This is a genomic window from Acinetobacter sp. ANC_7513, from assembly GCF_056779915.1.
Window position 1 is genome coordinate 26,741 of the sequence record NZ_JBWYIW010000005.1, and the last position, 21,634, is coordinate 48,374.

Genomic DNA, 21,634 nt, shown 5'->3' on the forward strand with positions numbered 1-21,634 from the left:
CAAATGATGACCTGAATTGTCATTAAATTTTTATTAACGGCTTAATATTATCTCAGTATTGTGTTCTGCTATTGTTGCATCATCTTTCTATATTTTGCTGGTGGCATACCCTTACAGCGCTTGAATGCTCTAGAAAAAACAGATACTTCTGCATAACCCAACCGTTCAGAAATTTGATCTATTGTAAGATCAGTACCCAGCAACAAATCATCTGCCAAATCCTCACGTAAATTTTTAACCAATTGGTGAAACGTAATCCCTTCATTGGCTAAATTGCGCTGAATGGTACGAATATTGACAGCTAAAGCTTTGGATATATCTTCAATCGTCGGCATTTGTGATGCATTCTTTAATAAAAACTCGCGTATTTTTTTACTATAGTCCCCTAAGCTTTTTCGGCGTCGAAATACATGCTCACACTCTTTTTGGTAACGCATAAAAGTGAAGTCATCAGCTTGACGCAATGGGGTAAGCAACAATTCAGATTGAATCGTGATTCGACTTTGTGGTTTCTCATAAAAAATAGGATAACCAGTTAATTCTTCTATCTGATTTGCATAGCAAGGCTTGGTCATCGCTAAATCTATCTGAAATGGTAATTGAGCACCAAGAATGTCATTTTGAAGTGTGATGATGGTCGCAATATCTCTTTCTAAAATAAATAATTGCATATCAGCACTTAGGTCATGATGAAATAAATTCAAATGTGTAAATTCACCATCTTCTTGCAAAGCCACATCAGAAAAAATTGCGCCTAATTTCAGATATCGTATCGCGATCAGCAACGCTTCTCTGACATTGGCACTACTTAAAATTGCAAATCCCCAAGCCCCTAATGTGGTGGTGTGATGTCGAAGCCCAGCTTCGAGCGCAATGGGATGTTCATCAGAGATTAGATTCAGAATATTTCTGATGATCTGTAATTCATTTCGCTCTTGGATTTCAAAATTTTCTTGATAAAGATCCTGTTTCGTCAGTTGTGTATTTTCTAGGCATTGCTCAAAAGTAATACCGTAGCTTTCTGCAACATGACATAGTACCCGAGCTGTATTCGCTTCCCTTAAAAACTTCCATGAATTAAGCATCATTATTCGCGTTTTTATTTGTCATCTAATGTCAAATTTAACTGTTTAATTATCATTCTACAAGTGAATTCAATCTCTTATATTCATAAATAAAAGAAAATGGAATTTTTTATGAACATGTATGCCAATCTTGCTGAGGAACAGCAAAGCCTGGTCAATGAACTCACGGCGTTATATCAAAAAACCAAAGCCGAGATGAACGACCAAGATATTGATCATATTCGAAATGTTGCTGCATATTCAAAGGCTATAAAATTACGCAGTGAGCAACTTATTCGTGAATGTATAAGTTTAGAATCTTGGGGACGGGGCATTATTCTGGGTTGTTTACACACCCTACTCGAATTTTCAGAGCTCGGTCATAACATCATGCACGGAAGTTATGATCACCTCCCCCAAGCAACCGAGTTTCATTCAGAACGCTGGGTATGGGACTTTGTGACTGATCCTCGTGAATGGCGCGTCATGCATCATCAAAATCATCATCCATTTACCAACATCGTTGGCAAAGATCATGATTTAGGGTATTCCTTTTTAAGAAGCTTGGCAGGTCAAAGCTGGTACGGGCATCACAGTGTTCAATTGCTGATTTACAGTGCGCTGATGATCACTCCATCCTACTATTTCACACTCTATACAGCCACATCAGCAGCACGTACAGAAGGTCGAAAGATCCTTTCCAAAGAAACCTTTACTCAATCACTTCGTCTCATAAAAGCTCATGCTCAAAAACAGTTTATTGAAGCACCAGTCGCTGCAAAATGGTCAAAAAAATTACCTGTTTTTATCGGAAATTATCTTACAACAACGATAGGCTATGGTTTTTTACTTCATATCCTCTTCTTAGAACATCACGCTGAAAATTTGGAGCTTTATTCAGATCCTGGACCTGATGAGACGCAAGAAGAATATTTCATACGACAGATTAAAAGTACCACCAATTTTATCCCATATGCACCGCTGGATCAGTTTCTCAAAAAAATCCTTGATGATGAGGTCCCGTATCCAAATCCACCTCCATTTGAAATCTTTTATGGCGGATTAGATACACATCTTGAGCATCATTTATTTCCAGATTTAGCATGTAATCGTCAAAGACAAATCAAAGCTGTAGTACGTAGTATTTGTGAAAAATATCATTTGCCTTATCACAATTCACCCATGGAAAAGCTGATTCCAGCGATACCGCTCAGCCTCATTAAAAGAACTCTACCTTTTGGTAATCAAGAAAAAAATAACCCTTTCAAATTACTCATTCGACCAAAAGAATTATTAAAACGTATCAAACGAGGAATTCAATATCAGCCACCCTCAACCATGACATATTTACACAAGCCACAGTTCTATAATGCGTCGGCAAAAGTTATACAAGTCGAAATACAGCTTAATGGTCAAGTCAAAACACTCAAAATGAGCAAGCCTCAAGGCTGGGAACATTTAAAATGGCAGGCAGGTGCATTTATTTCATTAAGCTTTGAAATAAATGGGCAAACTTATATTCGTCAATACAGCTTATTGCATGAAAGCCAAAGCGCAGATGGCTATTTTGAAATAGCAGTGAAACGTACACCTGCGGGAATCGTTTCTCACTATATTCATGATCATGTTCCTGTAAATACAGAGGTGACGATTGTAAGTCCACCACAATCTACACCTGATTTTGTTTTAGACACCCTCCCGCCGAAGTTAATCTTTATCGCAGCAGGAGTCGGTATTACACCAATTTTAAGTATGTTAAGAAAATATCAGCGTATCGAAAGTAAAGCTGAAGCTCATTTGTTTTACTTTAACCATGATGAAAATTCTATTTTGTATGAAAATGAGATTCGTCAAATCGCGAAGTATTCAAATTTGAATGTTCACTTTATCTGCTCCAAAGTTCAGAACGAGTCGGCATCTGATTTACGACAAGGACGTTTTAGTCTTGAAATTTTCCAACCTTATATTCGAGATTTTAAATGCCAACACGTATATGCCTGCGCCCCTCAAGCATTAATCGATTCTGCTCGCCAACAACTTATTCAAGCAGGCGTTAAAGCAGCAGCATTTCACACAGAAAATTTTAAACCTGCTCCTCTCAGTTTTGAGTCTGATGGTGTTACACGTCGAGTAATTTTCAAAAAAAGTAATACAAGTATCGACATTCAAGGCAATGTCACTTTACTTGAAGCCGCGCGTCAAGCTGGTTTAAAACTGCCAAGCGGTTGTCAACAAGGTTTATGCAAAGCCTGTGTATGCACTAAATTGGAAGGTCAAACTCAGTTAGAAGTTGATTCATCCACTATTCAACATCGCATTACGCTATGCAACACTGTGGCTCGCTCACCAATCATTGTGCTTGATGTTTAACAAAGATTCTTAAGTTAATCGCCGTCATGAAGTAATCATGCAATGCTTCATGACAGTAAGATTCAAACACTTAAACAACCAAACTTATGATTCATATCCAAAAATTGCACAACCAAAACCTTACTGTAAATCATCGTTAAATCCTTTTAACCTGAACCAAATATTCTATTGGTGAATATTCAAATAAACCCTTAATTTATATGAGGGTAATTGGAATTTTATTTACAAATTAAACACTCCAATTGAACGCATCATGATTTATGATGAATTTGTAAACTCAATAAAACACATTCTTGTCACAATGTTGCTTTAGAATGATCGAACAAAACGGTTCATGTCTCTGATATTGGAGGCGCTAGAACTTATAAAAGTGAATGCTCAGCCAACCATCAAGAAAGGCATATATTATAAATGGAGAATGAATATGAGCGATGACTCAAAAAAATGTCCTGTCACCCACTTAACAACTGATGCTGGTGCTCCTGTAGTAGACAACCAAAACAGTATGACAGCAGGTGCACGTGGTCCTTTACTTGCACAAGATTTATGGCTGAATGAAAAATTAGGTAACTTCGTTCGTGAAGTGATTCCTGAGCGTCGTATGCACGCGAAAGGTTCTGGGGCATTTGGTACCTTCACTGTTACCCATGATATTACGCAATATACTCGCGCTAAATTATTCTCTGAAATCGGTAAAAAAACCGATATTTTTGTGCGCTTCTCTACAGTTGCTGGCGAACGTGGTGCAGCAGATGCTGAACGTGATATCCGCGGTTTCGCAATGAAATTCTACACTGAAGAAGGTAACTGGGATTTAGTAGGTAATAACACTCCAGTTTTCTTCTTACGTGATGCGCGTAAGTTCCCTGACTTAAACAAAGCAGTTAAACGCGATCCTAAAACCAACAAACGTAGTGCAACCAACAACTGGGATTTTTGGACTTTACTTCCAGAAGCATTACATCAAGTGACGATTGTCATGTCAGACCGAGGTATCCCAGATGGTTACCGTCACATGCATGGTTTTGGTAGCCATACCTTCAGTTTCATTAATGCCAACAACGAACGCTTCTGGGTTAAATTCCATATGCGCACGCAACAAGGCATTAAGAATTTAACTGATGCAGAAGCTGAAGCGATTATTGCGAAAGATCGCGAAAGTTCTCAAACTGACTTATTTGATGCGATTGAACGTGGTGATTTCCCGAAATGGAAAATGTACGTCCAAATCATGCCTGAGTTAGATGCAGAGAAAGTTCCATATCACCCATTTGACTTAACCAAAGTATGGCCTAAAGGGGACTATCCTTTGATCGAAGTCGGTGAATTCGAACTTAATCGTAACCCTGAAAACTACTTCCAAGACGTAGAACAAGCTGCCTTTGCTCCAAGTAACTTAGTGCCAGGCATCAGCTTCTCACCTGACCGTATGCTTCAAGCACGTCTGTTCAACTATGCAGATGCTGCACGCTACCGTGTTGGTGTTAACCATTATCAAATTCCAGTGAATGCACCGCGTTGCCCTGTTCACTCAAACCGTCGCGATGGTCAAGGTCGTACTGATGGTAACTATGGTGCTTTGCCACACTATGAACCAAATAGTTTCAGCCAATGGCAGGAACAGCCACAATATAAAGAGCCACCATTAAAAATTTCTGGTGCGGCAGATTTCTGGGATTACCGCGAAGATGATAATGACTATTTCAGTCAACCACGCGCATTATTCAATCTCATGAATGATCAGCAAAAACAGGCTTTATTTGACAATACAGCCGCAGCAATGGGCGATGCATTAGATTTCATTAAGTATCGTCATATTCGTAACTGCTATGCTTGTGACCCAGCATATGGCGAGGGTGTTGCAAAAGCATTAGGCATGACTGTAGCTGATGCACAGGCTGCACGTGCAACTGACCCAGCACAAGGAAATCCTGGCCTACTTTAATTAATATCTCCATAAAAAACCGCTGTTATCAGCGGTTTTTTTATTCAAACAATTAGTTTTTTACCTTCCCGAATACAATAAAATGGACTGATAAATTTAGATGCATTTTTCATCGCTTGGTGCAGATCCAACTCAGGTTGATTCCGATCTTCATCTGTTAACTGAAAAGTACGATAGTGAATCGCTAATGAACGTTTTGCGTGTAAATCTTTATGTGCTTGGAATGCATCAGCAGGATTCATATGTAGATATTGCATCAATACTCTTGGTTCATATGCACCGATTGGCAGTAAAGCAATCCTTGGTGCACCTAAGCGCTGGTGAATCTCTTTAAAATGTTGTGCATAGCCTGTATCACCAGCAAAGTAACAATGCCCATGCTCAGATAAAATTGAAAAACCACCCCATAATGCAAGGTTTTGATCACGAAGCCCTCGACCAGAACCATGTTGGGCAGGCGTGTAGACAATTTTAAAATCTTTGAATAAGGCAGACTGCCACCAATCCATCTCAATCACATGAAATGCTTTCGGCAAATAGGCTGCATTTCCTAGACCTGTATAGATCGGCATAGCAAATTTTTGATGTAGCCAATTCAAACTCGCTAAATCCATATGATCATAGTGATTATGACTGAGTAATACTGCGTGAATCTGTGGTAAATCTTCAAGTGCAATCCCTGCAGGGATAACACGTTTCGGTCCACTCCCGTGCTTTGGGCTTACATAATCCGCCCATACAGGGTCGGTTAAGAAGTTATATGGACCAATTTGAATTAAAACCGTAGCATGACCAACAAACCATACTTGCCAATCTTCTAAATCTGCATGCGGACGAGCCTCAGGCTTAGCACGTTTGGTTTGAATAAAGTCCTGTTGCTCTTTCGCGAAATCACCTTGCCAGGTAAAGCTTTTACGAGCCATCAACCATTTATATAAATTCCATTGGTTGAGCTGTGCAGGACGTGGTTCCTGATTAACGAATCTTTGCCCATTATGGTGATCCAGTGAAACCAATTTAAGTTTTGGTTTAAACCACACATGCCGAATACAATCTTCAGTCTTTAGTTGATAGTGCAGATTAGAATCTTGCGGCTTCCGTCCAACAACAAGTGTAGACTCTGGATTACTCGAAGTCGTCGTTGGAATATCAGTCAAATTAGACATAATAAATGTAAGCACCTTAAACCGAAGCGATTTTGAAATAGTTGATTATTCAGTTATATAAATAGATTATGTTCATCATCTATTCGCATTTTTAAATTTTGTTTTTAAAAGATACACTGTTCGTGTTTCATTTAAGACAACATCAATCTCAATTCCCATGAAGTGGTTATAATTTCATCAATAAATTGTGAAATAGAACACCAATCATCCCTCTATTATTCATCATATACAACTCAGACTTTCTTTTTGTTTATGATTTTGTTGTTTTTTTCTGATTTTTGATGTTTTTTTAATCACCCACAGAAATCTTAAATAGAGGAAGTTAAATTTTGTTTAGGATGTGACTTAACGCTGAACAACTGATCTCCCAAAGCTTCAACGTACTTTTCTCTACATTATTATTTTTCATAGACTTAAAGCCGAAACAATTGGTTTCAACTTTAATAGATACAATCTTTTCTAAACCTATACAAATCAGTCACTCATTCACGATGAGAGTTCGATCTTGAAATGTAAAATTTCTATCTAAGTAAGAAATTAAATGCATGTAAATTTTAAAATACAAAAAAATGCTTCATTCACTAACTAAATACCAAAATACATCTACTTATTGATCAATTTCACTTATACTCATCTTTAGCAAAATTAAGACATTTTTTAGATTATTCTCTGGAAGGCTATATGGAATTACGGCATTTGCGCTATTTTATTACAGTTGCAGAAGAGCTTAATTTTAGCAAAGCTGCACTTAAGCTCTACACAGCACAGCCTTCACTCAGCCAACAAATCAAAGATTTAGAAGACGATGTTGGTGTGCGTTTACTAAATCGTACCAAACGAAAAGTTGAATTGACCGAAGAAGGCGCTGTGTTTCTGGAACAGGCGAGACTCACCATTGCTCAAGCAGAAAAAGCAATTAATATGGCGCGCCAAGTGTCTAAAGCAAAACAAAAAATGCTACGCATTGGTTTTGTGCCAGTTGCAGAAATGAAAATCTTTCCTTATGTATTACCTAACTTACGTGTTCAAAATCCCGAATTAAAAATTGAATTACAAAGCTTAAATAATATTGAGCAATTCAAAGGCATAAAGAAAGGTGAATTGGACATTACTTTTACTCGTCAACGTTTAGATTCTGAAGAGATCGAGAGTCGCTTTGTACTCCGTGAGCCTTTAGTTTTTATTCTGCCTAAAGATCACCCTTTGGCAAAGTACGATCGTATTCCTGTAAAAGCGCTTGATGGCATTGATTTTGTTATTCCTTCAGATGAGCAATCTAAGACCCTGCATGACACCATTTTAGGCTTTGCTGAACAAAATGGCGTTTCTTTTAAAATTGTTCAAAAAGCTGACAATATCTTGTTTAATATTAACTCTATTGGTATTGGCTTAGGGTGTACGATTCTTCCTGGCTATATTATGCCACTTCTCTTGGAAAATAGTGTGACTCGTCCACTCGATGTAGAGCTACCTTCTCTGGATCTCTTTGTAAGTTATCGCAAGAATGCCACTGGTATTGCTGTGCAAAAATTTATGGAGTTACTTTCAAAAGTCTTTTATTTAGACTTTAATCAAAGTTCAACGTGAATAAAAAACCCGCTGAATCGAGCGGGTTTTTTATTCACTGTGCTTTAACACGCAACAGACTGTTTGATCACATGTTTTAAAAATTGATGTAACTCATTAATTGAATCCACAACCGCAAGGGGATGATATTGCTGTAGTACCTCAGGTACATGAACGCCATACGTCACCCCTACACTTGGCATACGAATATTCAATGCCATTTCAAGATCGTATGAAGTATCTCCTACCATTATCGCTTGATCTGCATTAAAACCCGTTTCGGCTAAAATTTCAGCCAACATCAACGGATCTGGTTTTGATTTTGTTTCACTGGCTGCACGTGTCGCTGAAAACAAACTCACACTCTGAGTTTGCCCCAGTACTCGATCTAGCCCCTTACGACTTTTTCCTGTCGCAACAGCCAAATGAATACCTGACTCTTTGAGATCATGCAACATTTCAGCCACACCATCAAACCAACGATCATGTTTCGAATGCTCAACATAATGCGCTGAATAAGACTGTAAAATTGCCTCGTGTAAATCAGGAACCTGAGGAAATAAAACCTGCGCTACTTCACGTAATCCTAAGCCAATAATGCTTTTAGCATCCTCATCAGTCAAAGGTTGATTAAATTGTTTGGCGGCAAATTTTAAACTTTCAACAATTTGACCCACTGAATCAAATAAGGTGCCATCCCAATCAAAAATAATGAGTTTTACCGCTGATGTCATATTTTGTATCCTAATTTTGATCGGGTAGATGCCATTTAAATATCATATTGACATATTAAGATCTCATCGTTGCATGACCTCGTCATGACACAATGATTCAATCCTTACACAACCACTGAGACGCAATCAGTCTTGTTGAGACTGCACTACAGGTTTATCCGCTTTTTGTGCGCGAAGTTGTGCAACCAGGCTTTGCATATCCTCAGGCAATGGTGCTTCAATTACTGGATATCCAGGAATCTCTAAGCGCATTGCGTGTAAACATAAACGACGTGGTTTAGGTCCACGATATTCCGTCTCATGCCCGTACTTTTCATCACCCACCAAGGGATGACCAATACTGAGTCCATGTACGCGAATTTGATGTGTACGACCAGAAAGCGGTGATGCATACACGAGTGATGCATGCATAAAGCGTTCTGCTACCTTCCATTGGGTTTTTGAAGGCTTTCCTTCTTTAGATACACGCACTCGACGTTCACCATTGGCTAACTCATAGCGATGTAATGGTGCATCGATTAATTGGGAATCTAGTGTTACTTGGCCTTTCACCACAGCAGCATAAGTTTTTTGAATCTTGTGTTCACGAAGCATATCTTGAAGTGTTTTTAATACGCTACGCTTTTTAGAAATCATCACCAAGCCTGAAGTATCTCGGTCAATACGATGGATCAGTTCTAAATATTTTTTCCCTGTCGCTGCGCGTAAGCCTTCAATTAAGCCATACGCCACACCACTTCCACCGTGCACCGCAATCCCAGAAGGTTTGTTCACCACTAAAAGACCTTCATCTTCATAAACCACACGGCTTAACAAGCCCTGCGCGACTTTGTCTGATACTGGAGCTTGAGATTCATCTTTTTGTTCATAACGAATCGGTGCAACACGGATTTGATCACCAATATTTAATTTAGTTTCCGCTTTCACACGCTTTTTGTTGACCCGCACCTGACCTTCACGAATTAAACGATAGATTCGACTTTTCGGTACTCCTTTAAGACGAGCGAATAGAAAATTGTCGATGCGTTGCCCCAATTGGTGCTCATCCACTTCAAACCAAGTGACGCTTTGCCATTCTTGCGTAGAATTCATACAGTTACGTTGACCTAAAAAAATACTAAATTCGATTAAAAATTGATCATTTAGACTACCCAATTGACTAGAAATGTCTGTGTAGCCCATAGGCAGATGATCTAAGGTTTGCTATAGTCAGCGCACGGATACCGCCGTAAGTGAACATTTGTTTAGAGATTTCAAAATTTTGAAATTCAAACTAAATTTTTGTTTAGCATAAACTCGGAATGGTCCCAAAAGAATATGCCAACGCCGAAGGCTTATTATATCGGCAAAAAGACAAACTGTTGCGTTTAATTGTGCTTTTGCACATAAATCAGTTTGTTTAAAAAAATATGTCGCCAACAATTATGTTGGTTTTTAAACGTTAACTGATACACATCAGAATAGTCGCAACCTGATTTCTCATTCAGGCTATAACGTTAGATGCATTGGATCTGCACAATTTGTAAAGATACGACGATAATTCCGTATCAAGACACTCTATCAAAAAATTGAAGAGATGATCTTCGAGCAATGTGACAGTGAAAGTAACGAACATCCAATGCACCGTTAGTCCGCCAGTGAATGTTCAGGCTTCTTTAATCAGTGACAGGATTAAAGCCGTATTGCCATCATCAATACGTGAATCAAAATACCTAAGCCCATCAATAAAGGCCGGTAATACACTTAGATCAAACTGATTATGGTGATCTAGGAATTGATCCATGCGGGTTGATGTTCGCTACGTAAATCGCGATGTTTTGCTTGTGTATCACTATTAGGTGTTACACCCATGAAACGTATGTTGATCAATGCAACACATGCCGAAGAAGTTCGCGTTGCACTCATCACTGGTCACCGTCTTTACGATTTCGATTTAGAAAATCGTACTCGTGAACAAAAGAAAGCCAATATCTACAAAGGTCATGTGACTCGCGTTGAGCCATCTCTTGAAGCTGTTTTTGTAGAATATGGTGCAGGCCGTCAAGGCTTTCTTTCAATGCGTGAAATCGCAAACTCATATTACAAAGCTGACCCTCGTCAAACTTCAAACATTCGTGAGTTAATCACTGAAGGTACTGAGCTTTTAGTTCAAGTTGAAAAAGAGGAACGTGGCAACAAAGGCGCTGCTCTCTCAACTTTTATTTCCCTTGCGGGTCGTTACTTGGTCTTAATGCCAAACAACCCGAAAGGTGGTGGTATTAGTCGTCAAATTTCTGGTTCAGTTCGTGAAGAATTGAAAGAAATGTTGGCGTCTTTAAATGTACCTCGTGGTATGAGCGTGATTGTACGTACTGCAGGGATTGGTCGCTCACAAGAAGAGCTTCAACTTGATCTTCAGCACCTTCTCGATCTTTGGGCACGCATCCAAAGTACAGCAAATTCTGGCCCTTCTCCAATGTTGGTTCATCAGGAAGCTGGTGTAGTTACTCGTGCAATTCGCGACTATTTACGTGATGATGTTGCAGAAATTTTAATTGATTCTGAACAAGCTTATAACGAAGCCTATAACTTTGTTAAAGCCGTGATGCCGAACCAATTAGACAAGTTAAAAACATATACTTTGAATGAGCCTTTATTTGCTCATTTTGGTATCGAAAGTCAAATTCAAACAGCTTACGAGCGTGAAGTTAAGCTTCCTTCTGGTGGTTCAATTGTCATTGACCAAACAGAAGCATTGGTTTCGATCGATATTAACTCTGCAAAATCTACTCGTGGTCACGATGTAGAGGAAACTGCGCTTAGTACTAACTTAGAAGCAGCAGAAGAGATCGCTCGCCAACTTCGCTTACGTGATATCGGTGGTCTGGTCGTGATTGACTTCATTGATATGACCAAAGAACGCAATCAACGTATGGTTGAAGCGAAACTGCGTGAATCAACTCAAAGTGATCGTGCACGTATCCAGTTCGGTCAATTGTCTCGTTTCGGCTTAATGGAAATGAGTCGCCAACGTTTACGCCCTTCTTTAGAAGAAGCGACTGGCTATGTATGTCCACGTTGTCATGGCACAGGTATGGTTCGTGACTTGCGTTCTCTTTCACTTTCAATCATGCGTAAAGTTGAAGAAATTGCACTTCGTGAGCGTCAAGGTGAAGTTCAAGTAGAAGTTCCTGTTGAAATTGCAGCATTCCTTCTCAATGAAAAACGTCATAGCCTCGTATATTTGGAGCAAACTTCAAATGTACGTGTGACTGTACTCCCTCACCCGCATTTGGAAACGCCACATTACGAAATCTCGTATAATCCTGAAGGCTTTGCACCAACCAGCTATGAACGTACTGAAGCGACTCGTTCAAGTGAAAAAGAGTTGGGTTATGAGTCTTCAGAATGGCACTTAGAAGAAGAGCATGCAGCTCCACATACGCATGCCCCTGTAACGCAGGAAAAAGGCAATAAGCGTCATAAAAATAACCAAAATGCTACACAACCTGCGGTAGCGCAAAAAACTGCCCCAGCAGTAGCTGCTCCAGCAACTAGCCCATGCGCATGGTTAGAAAATCTGTTTGTTCAAAAACAAGCAAGTACGATTGATCAATCGCGTACGGCTAACTCTGCAGCGGCTGCAATTGAACAAATGGTGAACGGTGGTGCCGTAAGTCGTGGGCAATTCGGTCAAATTGCACCTGTAACACCTGTGGCAATTGAAGCATCTGCACCAGTTGAAACAAATGCGTATATTTCACATACGCCTGTTGCGAAAAATGATACACGCGACCAAGAACGTCAAGCTGAAAAAGACGAGCGTCCACAACGTCATAACAAGAAAAATCGCAATAAGCAACGTGACACACGCGAAGTTAACGCAGATCAACATGTGATTGAAGAAGTTGTACAGGCACCTCGCCATGAACAACGTCAAGACAATCGTCATGAGTCACGCAATGAAAACCGTCATGAGCAACGCCAAGAACAGCGTGATCAGAAACGTCATCAAAAGCGCCCTCAACAAAACGAGACAGCTTTCGAAGCACAAACTGAACAAGCTGTGCCACGTCGTGACCGTAATGCACAACGTCCACAACGTCCAAATCGTCACCGCGATCAAAGTGTATTAAATCAAGAGCAATCTTCAGCACCTGTTGCTCTAGAAGCTCAAGTTAAAGTTGATTTAATTGATGTACCTCGTAATGATGAGCTTAAAACAGCGTTAGTGGTTAATGTTGATCAAGCACAAAGTGAGATTGTTGCATTAACGCCTGAAGTAGCAGCACCTGTAGCAACTGCTCCAGCACCTGTTGTGACAGACGCTGAAGTGTCAGCACCTCAAGTGGAAATTACGGTTGATGAACCTGTCATTGAAGCTGAGGTTAAACCTCAACAAGCACCACAACGTGCAAGTAACGACCCACGTCAACGTCGTCGTAACAAGCATCAACATGACCAGAAAGCAAAATCAGATGCGCCGAAGCTTCGCCCTTCACAAGTGCCAGCTTTAGCACAACATACGGTTTTAAGTTTAATTCAACATGTTTATGGTGCGGATTGCTCTGTATTGATTGAGCAGTTTGGATTAATTCCAACCTTCAATCGCGCATTGCAAAAGTTCACTGAACAGTATGCAGCGAGTTTAAATACTCAATCTGCTGAACCTGTTACTGAGAAAAAACCAGTCACACGTGATGTCGCTGTTCAACAAGCTCCAGCTGAAAAAGAGCCTGCACCTGTGTTGGACTTAACACCTCCAAAACCAGTGTCTGATAAGCGTGTTGCAAACGATCCACGTGAGCGTCGCCGTCTGGCTAAACTTGCTGCAGAGCAAGCAAAACAAGCGCGTCTTGAAGAAGTTGCAGCACAAGAAGCCGTGAAAGTTGAAGCACCTGTTGCGGATGCTCAACAAGCAGCTGATGCAACATCTGAAGTTGCACATCAAGAAACAGCAACACAGACAGCTGAAGTGACTCAATCTGAAGTGAAGACTGAAGAAAAAGTTCAAACTTCGTCACAACAGCAACCTGAAGAAAAATCTTCAGAATCAACTGAAGTTGCGTCTACAGAAGCAGAAACTGCGAAAGTTGAAGTGGCGGAAGTTGCCGTAAATGCTGAAGATAAATCTGCACAAGCTGAAGCAGATAAGGATGATGCAGAACAGCAGGAAGAAGATAAACCTGTTCGTCCGCGTCGCCCTCGTGGTCGCCCACCAAAAAAAGTAACACCATCAGCTGAGTAATTTGCTTAAACTACATTAGCTTTTGACAAACCTAGTCATTACGGTGGCTAGGTTTTTTTGTTATGGTCTTTAAAGTTTTGACTGAAAAATCCTGTTCAGAATTGATCAATTTTTCAAAATGGATAAGATATTCAGTGACAAAACCAAGTAAAAAACTTGCGAAAAATTAAAGACTAAACGGAATATCACAAAAAATAGGACCAGTATGAGCCAGACTTATCAAAACGATCTCATTGGAATCAAAGACGTAGCAGCACGACTCCCACATTTGGTCACGAAGTTGCCAAATATTCTTGTCGGGCTCAAACAGGCTTATTTACGTACCCCTAAAACGCCAGCAGGTCTTGCCCTCGCTTTTGAGCGTGCAGCGCAAAAAAATCCTCAAGGTATTGCGCTGTTATGTGAAGATCAGAAATATACCTACCAACAACTAAATGATTGGTCAAACCAAATTGCACACTACTACATCGCTAAGGGTGCAAAAAAAGGTGATGTGATTGCGGTCATTATTGAAAACCGTAGTGAACTTATTGCCACCGTCATTGGTCTTGCAAAAATTGGGGTTGTTTCAGCGCTCGTCAATACGTCTCAAACAGGTAAGGTACTTACCCATAGTATTAATTTGGTTAAACCAATCGGCGTAATTGTCGGTGAAGAATGCCGTGAAGCTGTCGATGAAGTACGCGAACAACTGACTGTCGCAAAAGATAAGCTCTATTGGTTTGCTGATCAAAATACACGCCAAAATGCTGGTCAAGCACCTGAAGGCTATCATAATCTTGCACAAGAAATTTTATCTGAATCTAAAGATAATCTAGCTGAAACACATAAGGTGACTGGTACTGACGGCTTATTCTACATCTATACGTCTGGCACAACAGGTTTACCAAAAGCCGTAGTCTTTACCAATAGTCGTTGGATGTTAGCGTATGGCACATATGGTCATGTCCTCAATCTAAATAAAGATGACGTTATGTATGTCACTTTACCGCTTTATCATGCTACAGGCATGGTAGTGTGCTGGTGTGGTGTAATTGCTGGTAGTTCGACACTAGCGATTCGTCGTAAGTTCTCAACCTCTTCTTTTTGGAAAGATGTTCAAAAATTTAATGCATCAGCAATTGGTTATGTTGGTGAGCTATGTCGCTATCTTCTAGATGCACCTGAATCACATCAAGATCGCAATCATCGCGTCACCAAGATGATTGGTAACGGCATGCGTCCAAATATTTGGGATAAATTTAAAAATCGCTTTGGCATTGAGGAAGTACTCGAACTTTATGCTTCAAGTGAAGGCAATGTCGGCTTTTCCAATATTTTAAACTTCGACAATACCGTAGGTTTCTCTCCTATTCCTTATGCCATTATCCAATATGACAAGGAAAAAGAAGCTCCTATTCGTGATGCAAAAGGTCATTGTATTAAAGTCAAAAAAGGTGAAACAGGCTTATTGATTGGTAAAATTACCAATCGCTCGCCCTTTGATGGTTATACCGATCCAGAAAAGAATAAATCCTCGATCATGCATGATGTTTTTACCAAAGGAGATTCTTATTTCATCACAGGTGACCTCGTGCGAGATATCGGGTGCCGCCATGCTCAATTTGTTGACCGTCTCGGTGATACCTTCCGCTGGAAAGGTGAGAATGTCTCTACAACTGAGGTTGAAAATATTTGTAGTGATTATGAAAAGATCACAGAAGCAGTGGTATACGGCGTTGAGATTCCAAATACTAACGGTCGTGCAGGTATGGCAGCCATCACTTTAGCAGAAGGTGCTGAACTAAATGAGCAAGATTTATCCGATATGGCTCAGTTCTTTAAGAAGTCTTTGCCTAGCTATGCAGTTCCAGTGTTCTTACGTGTACAGAAAACACTCGAAACTACAGGAACATTTAAATATCAAAAGAGTAAGTTAAAGGAAGAAGCTTATTTTCCAGACAAAACTTCAGATCGTATTTTGGTTTTATTACCAAATGAAGATGCATATTGCGATTTAAATGAAGAGATTCTGAAAAATATTGAACAGTATAAATATCGTTTTTAAGCTAAAATCGATTGTTTTTTGGCTAGAAAATACGAAATTGTGTCATTTCTAGCCAAACGTAACAAAGTTTTATATTTTTTACTTGCGCTACTCAAATAACTTGCTAAAATACGCAACATCAAAACGAGATGGGTCGTTAGCTCAGTTGGTAGAGCAGCGGACTTTTAATCCGTTGGTCCCGCGTTCGAGTCGCGGACGACCCACCACTTATTTTGAAACCCCTATGGGTCGTTAGCTCAGTTGGTAGAGCAGCGGACTTTTAATCCGTTGGTCCCGCGTTCGAGTCGCGGACGACCCACCAGATTCTTAAAAAAGCCTTTCATATTGAAAGGCTTTTTTATTGCCTGCAATATAATACAAGCTACCCTTATAGAGTATCAATTCTTATGTCTTTAAAGCTTTTGACGTTGCAAAGTATATGCACGTGACGGAAGCGGATTGTCTTTAAAGAAAGTTTGGTTCACTTGCGTTGCATTGGCAATTTTATCAAGATCCATGACCATATTACCCTGCTCATCCAAATCGTAAAAAAACTGAACCCCACTCTCTCTCAAAATAATGATTTGATGGTGATGCGGATCATACAACCAACGATCTTGGCGATATTGACGTTGCGTTGTAAATTCAACCTTACCACGATGCATAAAAATACGATGAGCTGTGCCATCAGCCAATAAATTGATAATAAACTCAGCTTCTCCCTTATCACAACGAGCAAAGCCATCATCACATTGCATGGTGGTTTGGTAACGACCTACAAATTTCTGCCATTCTTTAGCAACAGACTGCGGTGTTGTATCCGCATTCTCTTGAACTGGAGGCCGTGCCTTACCTGCGACATTCGTTAATGAGTTAGAAGACTCAGGCGTATGCGACTCCTGAATTTGGTTGATGTGTTCAATATGTGGCGATTCATTCTGGCTACATGCCGCAAGTGCAATATTCATGATGGCGATAATGCTGAACATTGAGATTGAATGAACTTTAAAATTTAAATTCACCATTTTATATCTTGAGCCATTTCATAAATTGCGATGTATAAAAATATTATCCTTATAAAATAGGGATATACAAGTATTAGACTGATCTGACTATTTATGCAGAACCTATACCACATCAAGGTTTTATCTTTTTCATTACATAAAATTACGATATTTTTTGAATAATCTCCTTTAAAACTAAAAATTATTCTCCATATAAAATGTATAGACAAACGTTAAAGAAAAATTGCGAAGTCTATTTCATGACTATTTTAGGTTCTAAAGGAGAACTCAATGGCCAATGTTGGTTTATATCGCTCAAACCGCTCTAACATGATTGCTGGTGTGATGGGCGGTATTGCTGAACGTTTTGGTTGGAATGCGAATTTATTACGAATTATTTTTGTTCTAGTGTCAGTGATGAGCGCTGCATTTCCAGGAATTTTAGTGTACTTAGTGCTTTGGTTAGTGATGCCAAAAAATAAAGTTCAGCACGAACATTCAAATACTTATGATCGTCCAATGCGCACTGTACATCAGGACAGATCACCGCTTTAACTTGAGTTTACCCTCAATCACCCACACAACCTCGGGTGAGTTTTTTAACACGATAATTTCCCCCAATTATCGTGTTTTTTTTATTCTCATTTTGCATCTTTCTCAAAATAGCGCTAACTTGAACAAAACAATAAATATGGACAATCAATGGCACAGTCGGAATGGATGGTATTGTGGCTATGCGCACTGGCCGCATTATTACATGGCCTGAGCGGTTTCGGCTTTCCCATGATGAGTACCGCCGTACTCTCTACTCAACTCCCGCTCAGCCTCGCTGTCACTTTGGTCATTCTTCCCTGTCTCATTTTAAATTTAATTCTGCTAACTGCTCACCCTCAGTATTCAATATGGCAGAGCATTCAACACTACAGCATAAGATTTTTTCCCCTTATTCTAAGTAGCTTAGTTGGCAGTCTGCTTGGGGTGAAACTTTTATTGTGGCTCAATGAAGGTTATTTAAAGCTTTTACTTGGCATGGTGATGGTACTGTATGTGATTGATCAATTACGACAACATTCATTCACCGTCAGCCCGTCAGTGCTCAATATGCTGATATTCGGTCTGTTAGCAGGCATTATCGGTGGTGCTACCAATGCAATGGCACCATTTCTAATGATGTATTTACTCAGCTGTCAGCTGAGTAAAACCGATATTGTGATCGTGAGTAATTTAAGCTTTATCGCCAGCAAATTGATACAACTCCTTCTACTTTACCCAATTTTGGTCAATATTGATAAGCATCAACAACTTTTAGTCATGTTGATCTGTGTTTTTGCAATATTTGGGGTATGGATCGGAGGACGGATCAGGCAACACATCTCTCAACAGTTTTTTAAAAATACAGTATTGATCCTATTACTTTTGCTCGGCATTCAAGCCCTGTGGCAAAGCTATAATTTATTAGAACAATCGATTTCATTGTTTAAATAGTATATTTTGAAAAGTGATAAGGATATTCATTCTTCAGAATTAAGAAGTTTAATACATGCAACTATAAAACCTATAGCGACATTCAAAAGGAGCGAATATGACGGAACAACTCGCGACCCCAACCAACATGATGCCAAAAGGGCTCATCAAAGGTTGGGTGTTGATACTGATCGCCGCTTTTATTTCTTATGGACTCTATCAAGTCTTACCCTATGATGAAAACGCCAATAAAGGGTTGGCATTACTTTGCTTTATCGGCATTTTATGGCTGACTGAGGCCATCCATATCACGATTACCGCCCTATTGGTACCCGTACTCGCGGTTCTTCTCGCGATGCCTATGGCTAAAGGCGATGAGCTTATACCAATCACAACACAAGCGGCATTAGCTACATTTGCAGATCCTGTGATTTTTTTATTTTTTGGTGGCTTCGCATTAGCGACCGCGCTGCATATTCAAAAGCTCGATAAAAAAATTGCGATGTGGATCATCTCTATGTCTGGTGGTCATCTCGGCATCTCTGTAATAGCGATTTTTGCTGTAACAGCACTTTTATCTATGTGGATTTCAAATACGGCGACTGCAGCAATGATGCTTCCACTTGCCCTTGGTTTACTTTCACATTTAGATGTCAGTCGAGATCGAAAAACATTTGTTTTTATCCTGTTAGGTATTGCCTATTCTGCAAGTATTGGTGGCTTAGGGACCATGGTTGGCTCTCCACCAAATGCAATCGCGGCTAAGGCTTTAGACTATGATTTTGCAGATTGGATGAAAATCGGTTTACCGATGATGCTGCTCATTTTACCTGCCATGCTCTTGAGTCTCTATCTGGTACTTAGACCTAAGCTCAACCATAAAGTCCAATTTGTGACTGAGGATATCCCTTGGACAGGCACTCGAATTGCAACAATGATATTGTTTGTCTGCACAGCTATCGCTTGGATCTTCAGTAAAAAGCTCACCGATACTTTTGGTATCACTCAACCTGATACCTGGATTGCTGTGTTAGCAGCATGCTTGGTCGTGATTATCGGTACTGCAACATGGAAACAAGTCGCTGAAAATACGGATTGGGGCGTTTTATTTTTATTTGGCGGTGGTTTAACCCTCAGTGCAATTTTAAAAGATTCAGGCAGTTCATTGGTGCTTGGTCAAACCCTAGCCAATGCCTTTGGTGATGCCTCCCCACTCCTCATTATTTTCGTCGTTGCTACGTTCATTATCTTCTTGACTGAATTCACCAGTAACACTGCATCTGCTGCACTGTTAGTACCAGTCTTTGCAGCGATTGCCGATCAAATGGGTATGCCCAAGGAAATTTTAGTTATTGTGATCGGCATTGGTGCTTCTTGTGCATTTATGCTTCCTGTTGCGACACCACCAAATGCCATCGTATTTGGTACCGGACATATTCAACAGTCTGAAATGATGAAAGTCGGATTCGTCCTGAATATAATGTGTATTTTCATTGTGTCACTATTTATCTATTGGTTCTTTAGCTAATTTAAAAAATGTTCAAAAAAGAAAAAAGCACGATATCGTGCTTTTTTCTTGTCGATTCAAAGCCAGTCTTTTATTTATTTTGCAACACCCAACCAAGTGAATTTTTGTGGTACGGCATCTAGCTTGATACTGCGTTCAATCTTGGCCGATTTCAAATCAATCTCATGAATCTGTTTCGTCACCACATTATTGATGAAAACACGATCTTGCTGACCATGCGCAATCAGCGCTGCCTTCTCTATCGCTTCTGAACCTTGCTCAATCACTTGAATACGATCTTTCACTGTCCAAGACTCAGTATCTAAAATCACCAATTGCCCCAATGAATCGAGTATCACGAAATAATCGCCAGATTGGCTATACGTCTGCTGAAGACGTTTCACATTGGTATCTTTCTCAGTCCATGGAATTTGTTGAACCAACTTATTTGCACCATTGATAATGAATAAATCAGGTGTAGCGGATGCCAATCCAACTAGCTCTTGCGCATTGGCTTGGCCAACGACTGTACCAATACGAACGTCCAACTTAATCTTCGAGTCTTTAAAAAGACCTGCAACACCATGCTCGACAAGCAATACGCCGTCTTCACAGCCAAATGCACTATAACCTTTAACCGATGAAGCCCCGTGCAAACCTGGACACGTATTTTCTAAATTATTTTGACCATGGAAATGATCACCATGCAGTTCGTAATTTCTCACCACACTTGCTAATGTTTCGCCTGATCCTGAATATGAACTCAATACATACTCACCCAACGGTTCAGCTACACCATGATGTTTAAATGGCAGCTTTTGCGATGCCACATTTTTTGAAGCGATTCCTGCATCTGTAAATACATCAAATTTTGATGTTTCAGTCTCGCTACCATCATAAAAAATAGCAGCCTGACCATTAAAATTCCGATAATGCGTAGGTGCAGCACCATTGAGTTGGAAGTTCAATAACTGAGGTGAAGCAGTTCCCTTATCACTTAAACCGCTGTCATAAAAATTAACAGTGCCACCAACTCGATCCATCAAGATGCCATAACGTGAACTGGGACTGCTATGTAACGCAAATGGCATCGTCTTCAGTTGTTTAACATCGATGACTTTTTGCTGTTCTAAATCGAATAAACTCAATTCTGGTCGATCGACTTGATCATTGATGATCAAAAGTCTCCCCTCTTGATTTACCACAGTTGTTGGTTTTTCAGGCGGATTATTCTGATTTGATTTGTTGTTATCACTACCACCACAAGCTGTCAGTAAAATAGCTGAAAGCAAAATGCTGATCTTTGGTAATTGGTTTTTCATGGAGATCATCTCTTATTATGACAATACATTACACTTGAAATGTTATAACATAACATTTATAACATAGTGATACAGAGATTCAAAGATTTATTCATTATCTCAGATGAAATATCTCCACTGAAAAGCCAAAAGTTAAAGTAAAAATGAAATCAACTGAGGTTGATTTCCTGCCATCTGATTAAAAACTTCAACATGTAGGCAAGAACACTACAGATGTCGTTCTGCTCCAAGTATGCAAA

15 protein-coding genes and 2 tRNA genes are annotated in these 21,634 nt (G+C 39.7%); 10 read left to right on the forward strand and 7 right to left on the reverse strand.

Features of this window, described 5'->3' with window-relative positions; translation table 11 throughout:
* Positions 1-68 precede the first annotated feature (68 nt).
* Positions 69-1,085, reverse strand: a complete 1,017-nt coding sequence (locus AC1M9B_RS07325; RefSeq protein WP_481608870.1) for an AraC family transcriptional regulator — start codon at positions 1,083-1,085, stop codon at positions 69-71.
* 111 nt (positions 1,086-1,196) lie between these two features.
* Here AC1M9B_RS07325 and AC1M9B_RS07330 point away from each other — a divergent pair, with 111 nt between their 5' ends.
* Together AC1M9B_RS07330 and AC1M9B_RS07335 are read left to right on the forward strand one after the other, a co-directional pair.
* On the forward strand, positions 1,197-3,434 hold the full coding sequence (locus AC1M9B_RS07330) for a fatty acid desaturase (RefSeq protein ID WP_481608871.1): 2,238 nt from the start codon (positions 1,197-1,199) through the stop codon (positions 3,432-3,434).
* 424 nt (positions 3,435-3,858) lie between these two features.
* The gene (locus tag AC1M9B_RS07335; RefSeq protein WP_035264193.1) at positions 3,859-5,379 is read left to right on the forward strand and encodes a catalase; all 1,521 of its coding nucleotides are present in this window, start codon (positions 3,859-3,861) and stop codon (positions 5,377-5,379) included.
* Positions 5,380-5,423: 44 nt separating this feature from the next.
* Here the strand turns inward: AC1M9B_RS07335 and AC1M9B_RS07340 are convergent, their stop codons facing one another.
* Complete coding sequence (locus AC1M9B_RS07340; RefSeq protein ID WP_092766704.1) at positions 5,424-6,545, reverse strand: MBL fold metallo-hydrolase; 1,122 nt, start codon at positions 6,543-6,545, stop codon at positions 5,424-5,426.
* A gap of 681 nt (positions 6,546-7,226) precedes the next feature.
* On the opposite strand from AC1M9B_RS07340, the gene hcaR reads away from it, so the two are divergent.
* On the forward strand, positions 7,227-8,132 hold the full coding sequence (gene hcaR, locus AC1M9B_RS07345; protein ID WP_481608872.1) for a DNA-binding transcriptional regulator HcaR: 906 nt from the start codon (positions 7,227-7,229) through the stop codon (positions 8,130-8,132).
* A 44-nt stretch (positions 8,133-8,176) separates the two neighbouring features.
* Here the strand turns inward: hcaR and AC1M9B_RS07350 are convergent, their stop codons facing one another.
* The 3 genes from AC1M9B_RS07350 to AC1M9B_RS07360 all read right to left on the reverse strand — a co-directional run bounded on the left by AC1M9B_RS07350 (position 8,177) and on the right by AC1M9B_RS07360 (position 10,628).
* Positions 8,177-8,845, reverse strand: a complete 669-nt coding sequence (locus AC1M9B_RS07350; protein ID WP_481608873.1) for an HAD family hydrolase — start codon at positions 8,843-8,845, stop codon at positions 8,177-8,179.
* 126 nt (positions 8,846-8,971) lie between these two features.
* Positions 8,972-9,937: an RluA family pseudouridine synthase gene (locus AC1M9B_RS07355; RefSeq protein ID WP_035264199.1), complete on the reverse strand. Its 966-nt coding sequence runs from the start codon at positions 9,935-9,937 to the stop codon at positions 8,972-8,974.
* A gap of 553 nt (positions 9,938-10,490) precedes the next feature.
* The gene (locus tag AC1M9B_RS07360; protein WP_179998737.1) at positions 10,491-10,628 is read right to left on the reverse strand and encodes a hypothetical protein; all 138 of its coding nucleotides are present in this window, start codon (positions 10,626-10,628) and stop codon (positions 10,491-10,493) included.
* Between the two features lie 66 nt (positions 10,629-10,694).
* Between AC1M9B_RS07360 and AC1M9B_RS07365 the strand changes: the two genes are divergently transcribed.
* From AC1M9B_RS07365 to AC1M9B_RS07380, 4 genes are all read left to right on the forward strand, one after another.
* A complete protein-coding gene (locus AC1M9B_RS07365; protein WP_481608874.1) occupies positions 10,695-14,072 on the forward strand; it encodes an Rne/Rng family ribonuclease in 3,378 nt (1,125 codons plus the stop codon).
* 205 nt (positions 14,073-14,277) lie between these two features.
* The gene (locus AC1M9B_RS07370) at positions 14,278-16,119 is read left to right on the forward strand and encodes a long-chain-acyl-CoA synthetase (protein ID WP_481608875.1); all 1,842 of its coding nucleotides are present in this window, start codon (positions 14,278-14,280) and stop codon (positions 16,117-16,119) included.
* A 130-nt stretch (positions 16,120-16,249) separates the two neighbouring features.
* Positions 16,250-16,325, forward strand: a tRNA-Lys gene (locus AC1M9B_RS07375).
* A gap of 19 nt (positions 16,326-16,344) precedes the next feature.
* A tRNA-Lys gene (locus AC1M9B_RS07380) sits at positions 16,345-16,420 on the forward strand.
* Positions 16,421-16,511: 91 nt separating this feature from the next.
* Here AC1M9B_RS07380 and AC1M9B_RS07385 read toward each other — a convergent pair.
* Positions 16,512-17,123: a hypothetical protein gene (locus tag AC1M9B_RS07385; protein ID WP_481608876.1), complete on the reverse strand. Its 612-nt coding sequence runs from the start codon at positions 17,121-17,123 to the stop codon at positions 16,512-16,514.
* A 270-nt stretch (positions 17,124-17,393) separates the two neighbouring features.
* Between AC1M9B_RS07385 and AC1M9B_RS07390 the strand changes: the two genes are divergently transcribed.
* The 3 genes from AC1M9B_RS07390 to AC1M9B_RS07400 all read left to right on the forward strand — a co-directional run bounded on the left by AC1M9B_RS07390 (position 17,394) and on the right by AC1M9B_RS07400 (position 20,094).
* Positions 17,394-17,657, forward strand: coding sequence for a PspC domain-containing protein (locus AC1M9B_RS07390; protein ID WP_179998741.1), 264 nt, complete (start codon positions 17,394-17,396; stop codon positions 17,655-17,657).
* A gap of 147 nt (positions 17,658-17,804) precedes the next feature.
* Entirely contained in the window at positions 17,805-18,587 is a 783-nt protein-coding gene (locus AC1M9B_RS07395) for a sulfite exporter TauE/SafE family protein (RefSeq protein ID WP_481596198.1), read from the forward strand.
* A 97-nt stretch (positions 18,588-18,684) separates the two neighbouring features.
* Entirely contained in the window at positions 18,685-20,094 is a 1,410-nt protein-coding gene (locus tag AC1M9B_RS07400) for an SLC13 family permease (RefSeq protein WP_481596197.1), read from the forward strand.
* 74 nt (positions 20,095-20,168) lie between these two features.
* On the opposite strand, the gene AC1M9B_RS07405 is transcribed toward AC1M9B_RS07400, so the two are convergent.
* Positions 20,169-21,395 (reverse strand): hypothetical protein, encoded by a 1,227-nt coding sequence (locus AC1M9B_RS07405; RefSeq protein WP_481608877.1) that lies wholly within the window; start codon positions 21,393-21,395, stop codon positions 20,169-20,171.
* Between the last annotated feature and the right edge of the window lie 239 nt (positions 21,396-21,634).

Coding starts and splice junctions, on each gene's coding strand:
- AC1M9B_RS07325 (WP_481608870.1), bottom strand. CDS start 1,085: ATGCTTAATTCATGGAAGTTTTTAAGGGAAGCGAATACAGCTCGGGTA.
- AC1M9B_RS07330 (WP_481608871.1), top strand. CDS start 1,197: ATGAACATGTATGCCAATCTTGCTGAGGAACAGCAAAGCCTGGTCAAT.
- AC1M9B_RS07335 (WP_035264193.1), top strand. CDS start 3,859: ATGAGCGATGACTCAAAAAAATGTCCTGTCACCCACTTAACAACTGAT.
- AC1M9B_RS07340 (WP_092766704.1), bottom strand. CDS start 6,545: ATGTCTAATTTGACTGATATTCCAACGACGACTTCGAGTAATCCAGAG.
- hcaR (WP_481608872.1), top strand. CDS start 7,227: ATGGAATTACGGCATTTGCGCTATTTTATTACAGTTGCAGAAGAGCTT.
- AC1M9B_RS07350 (WP_481608873.1), bottom strand. CDS start 8,845: ATGACATCAGCGGTAAAACTCATTATTTTTGATTGGGATGGCACCTTA.
- AC1M9B_RS07355 (WP_035264199.1), bottom strand. CDS start 9,937: ATGAATTCTACGCAAGAATGGCAAAGCGTCACTTGGTTTGAAGTGGAT.
- AC1M9B_RS07360 (WP_179998737.1), bottom strand. CDS start 10,628: ATGGATCAATTCCTAGATCACCATAATCAGTTTGATCTAAGTGTATTA.
- AC1M9B_RS07365 (WP_481608874.1), top strand. CDS start 10,695: ATGAAACGTATGTTGATCAATGCAACACATGCCGAAGAAGTTCGCGTT.
- AC1M9B_RS07370 (WP_481608875.1), top strand. CDS start 14,278: ATGAGCCAGACTTATCAAAACGATCTCATTGGAATCAAAGACGTAGCA.
- AC1M9B_RS07385 (WP_481608876.1), bottom strand. CDS start 17,123: ATGGTGAATTTAAATTTTAAAGTTCATTCAATCTCAATGTTCAGCATT.
- AC1M9B_RS07390 (WP_179998741.1), top strand. CDS start 17,394: ATGGCCAATGTTGGTTTATATCGCTCAAACCGCTCTAACATGATTGCT.
- AC1M9B_RS07395 (WP_481596198.1), top strand. CDS start 17,805: ATGGCACAGTCGGAATGGATGGTATTGTGGCTATGCGCACTGGCCGCA.
- AC1M9B_RS07400 (WP_481596197.1), top strand. CDS start 18,685: ATGACGGAACAACTCGCGACCCCAACCAACATGATGCCAAAAGGGCTC.
- AC1M9B_RS07405 (WP_481608877.1), bottom strand. CDS start 21,395: ATGAAAAACCAATTACCAAAGATCAGCATTTTGCTTTCAGCTATTTTA.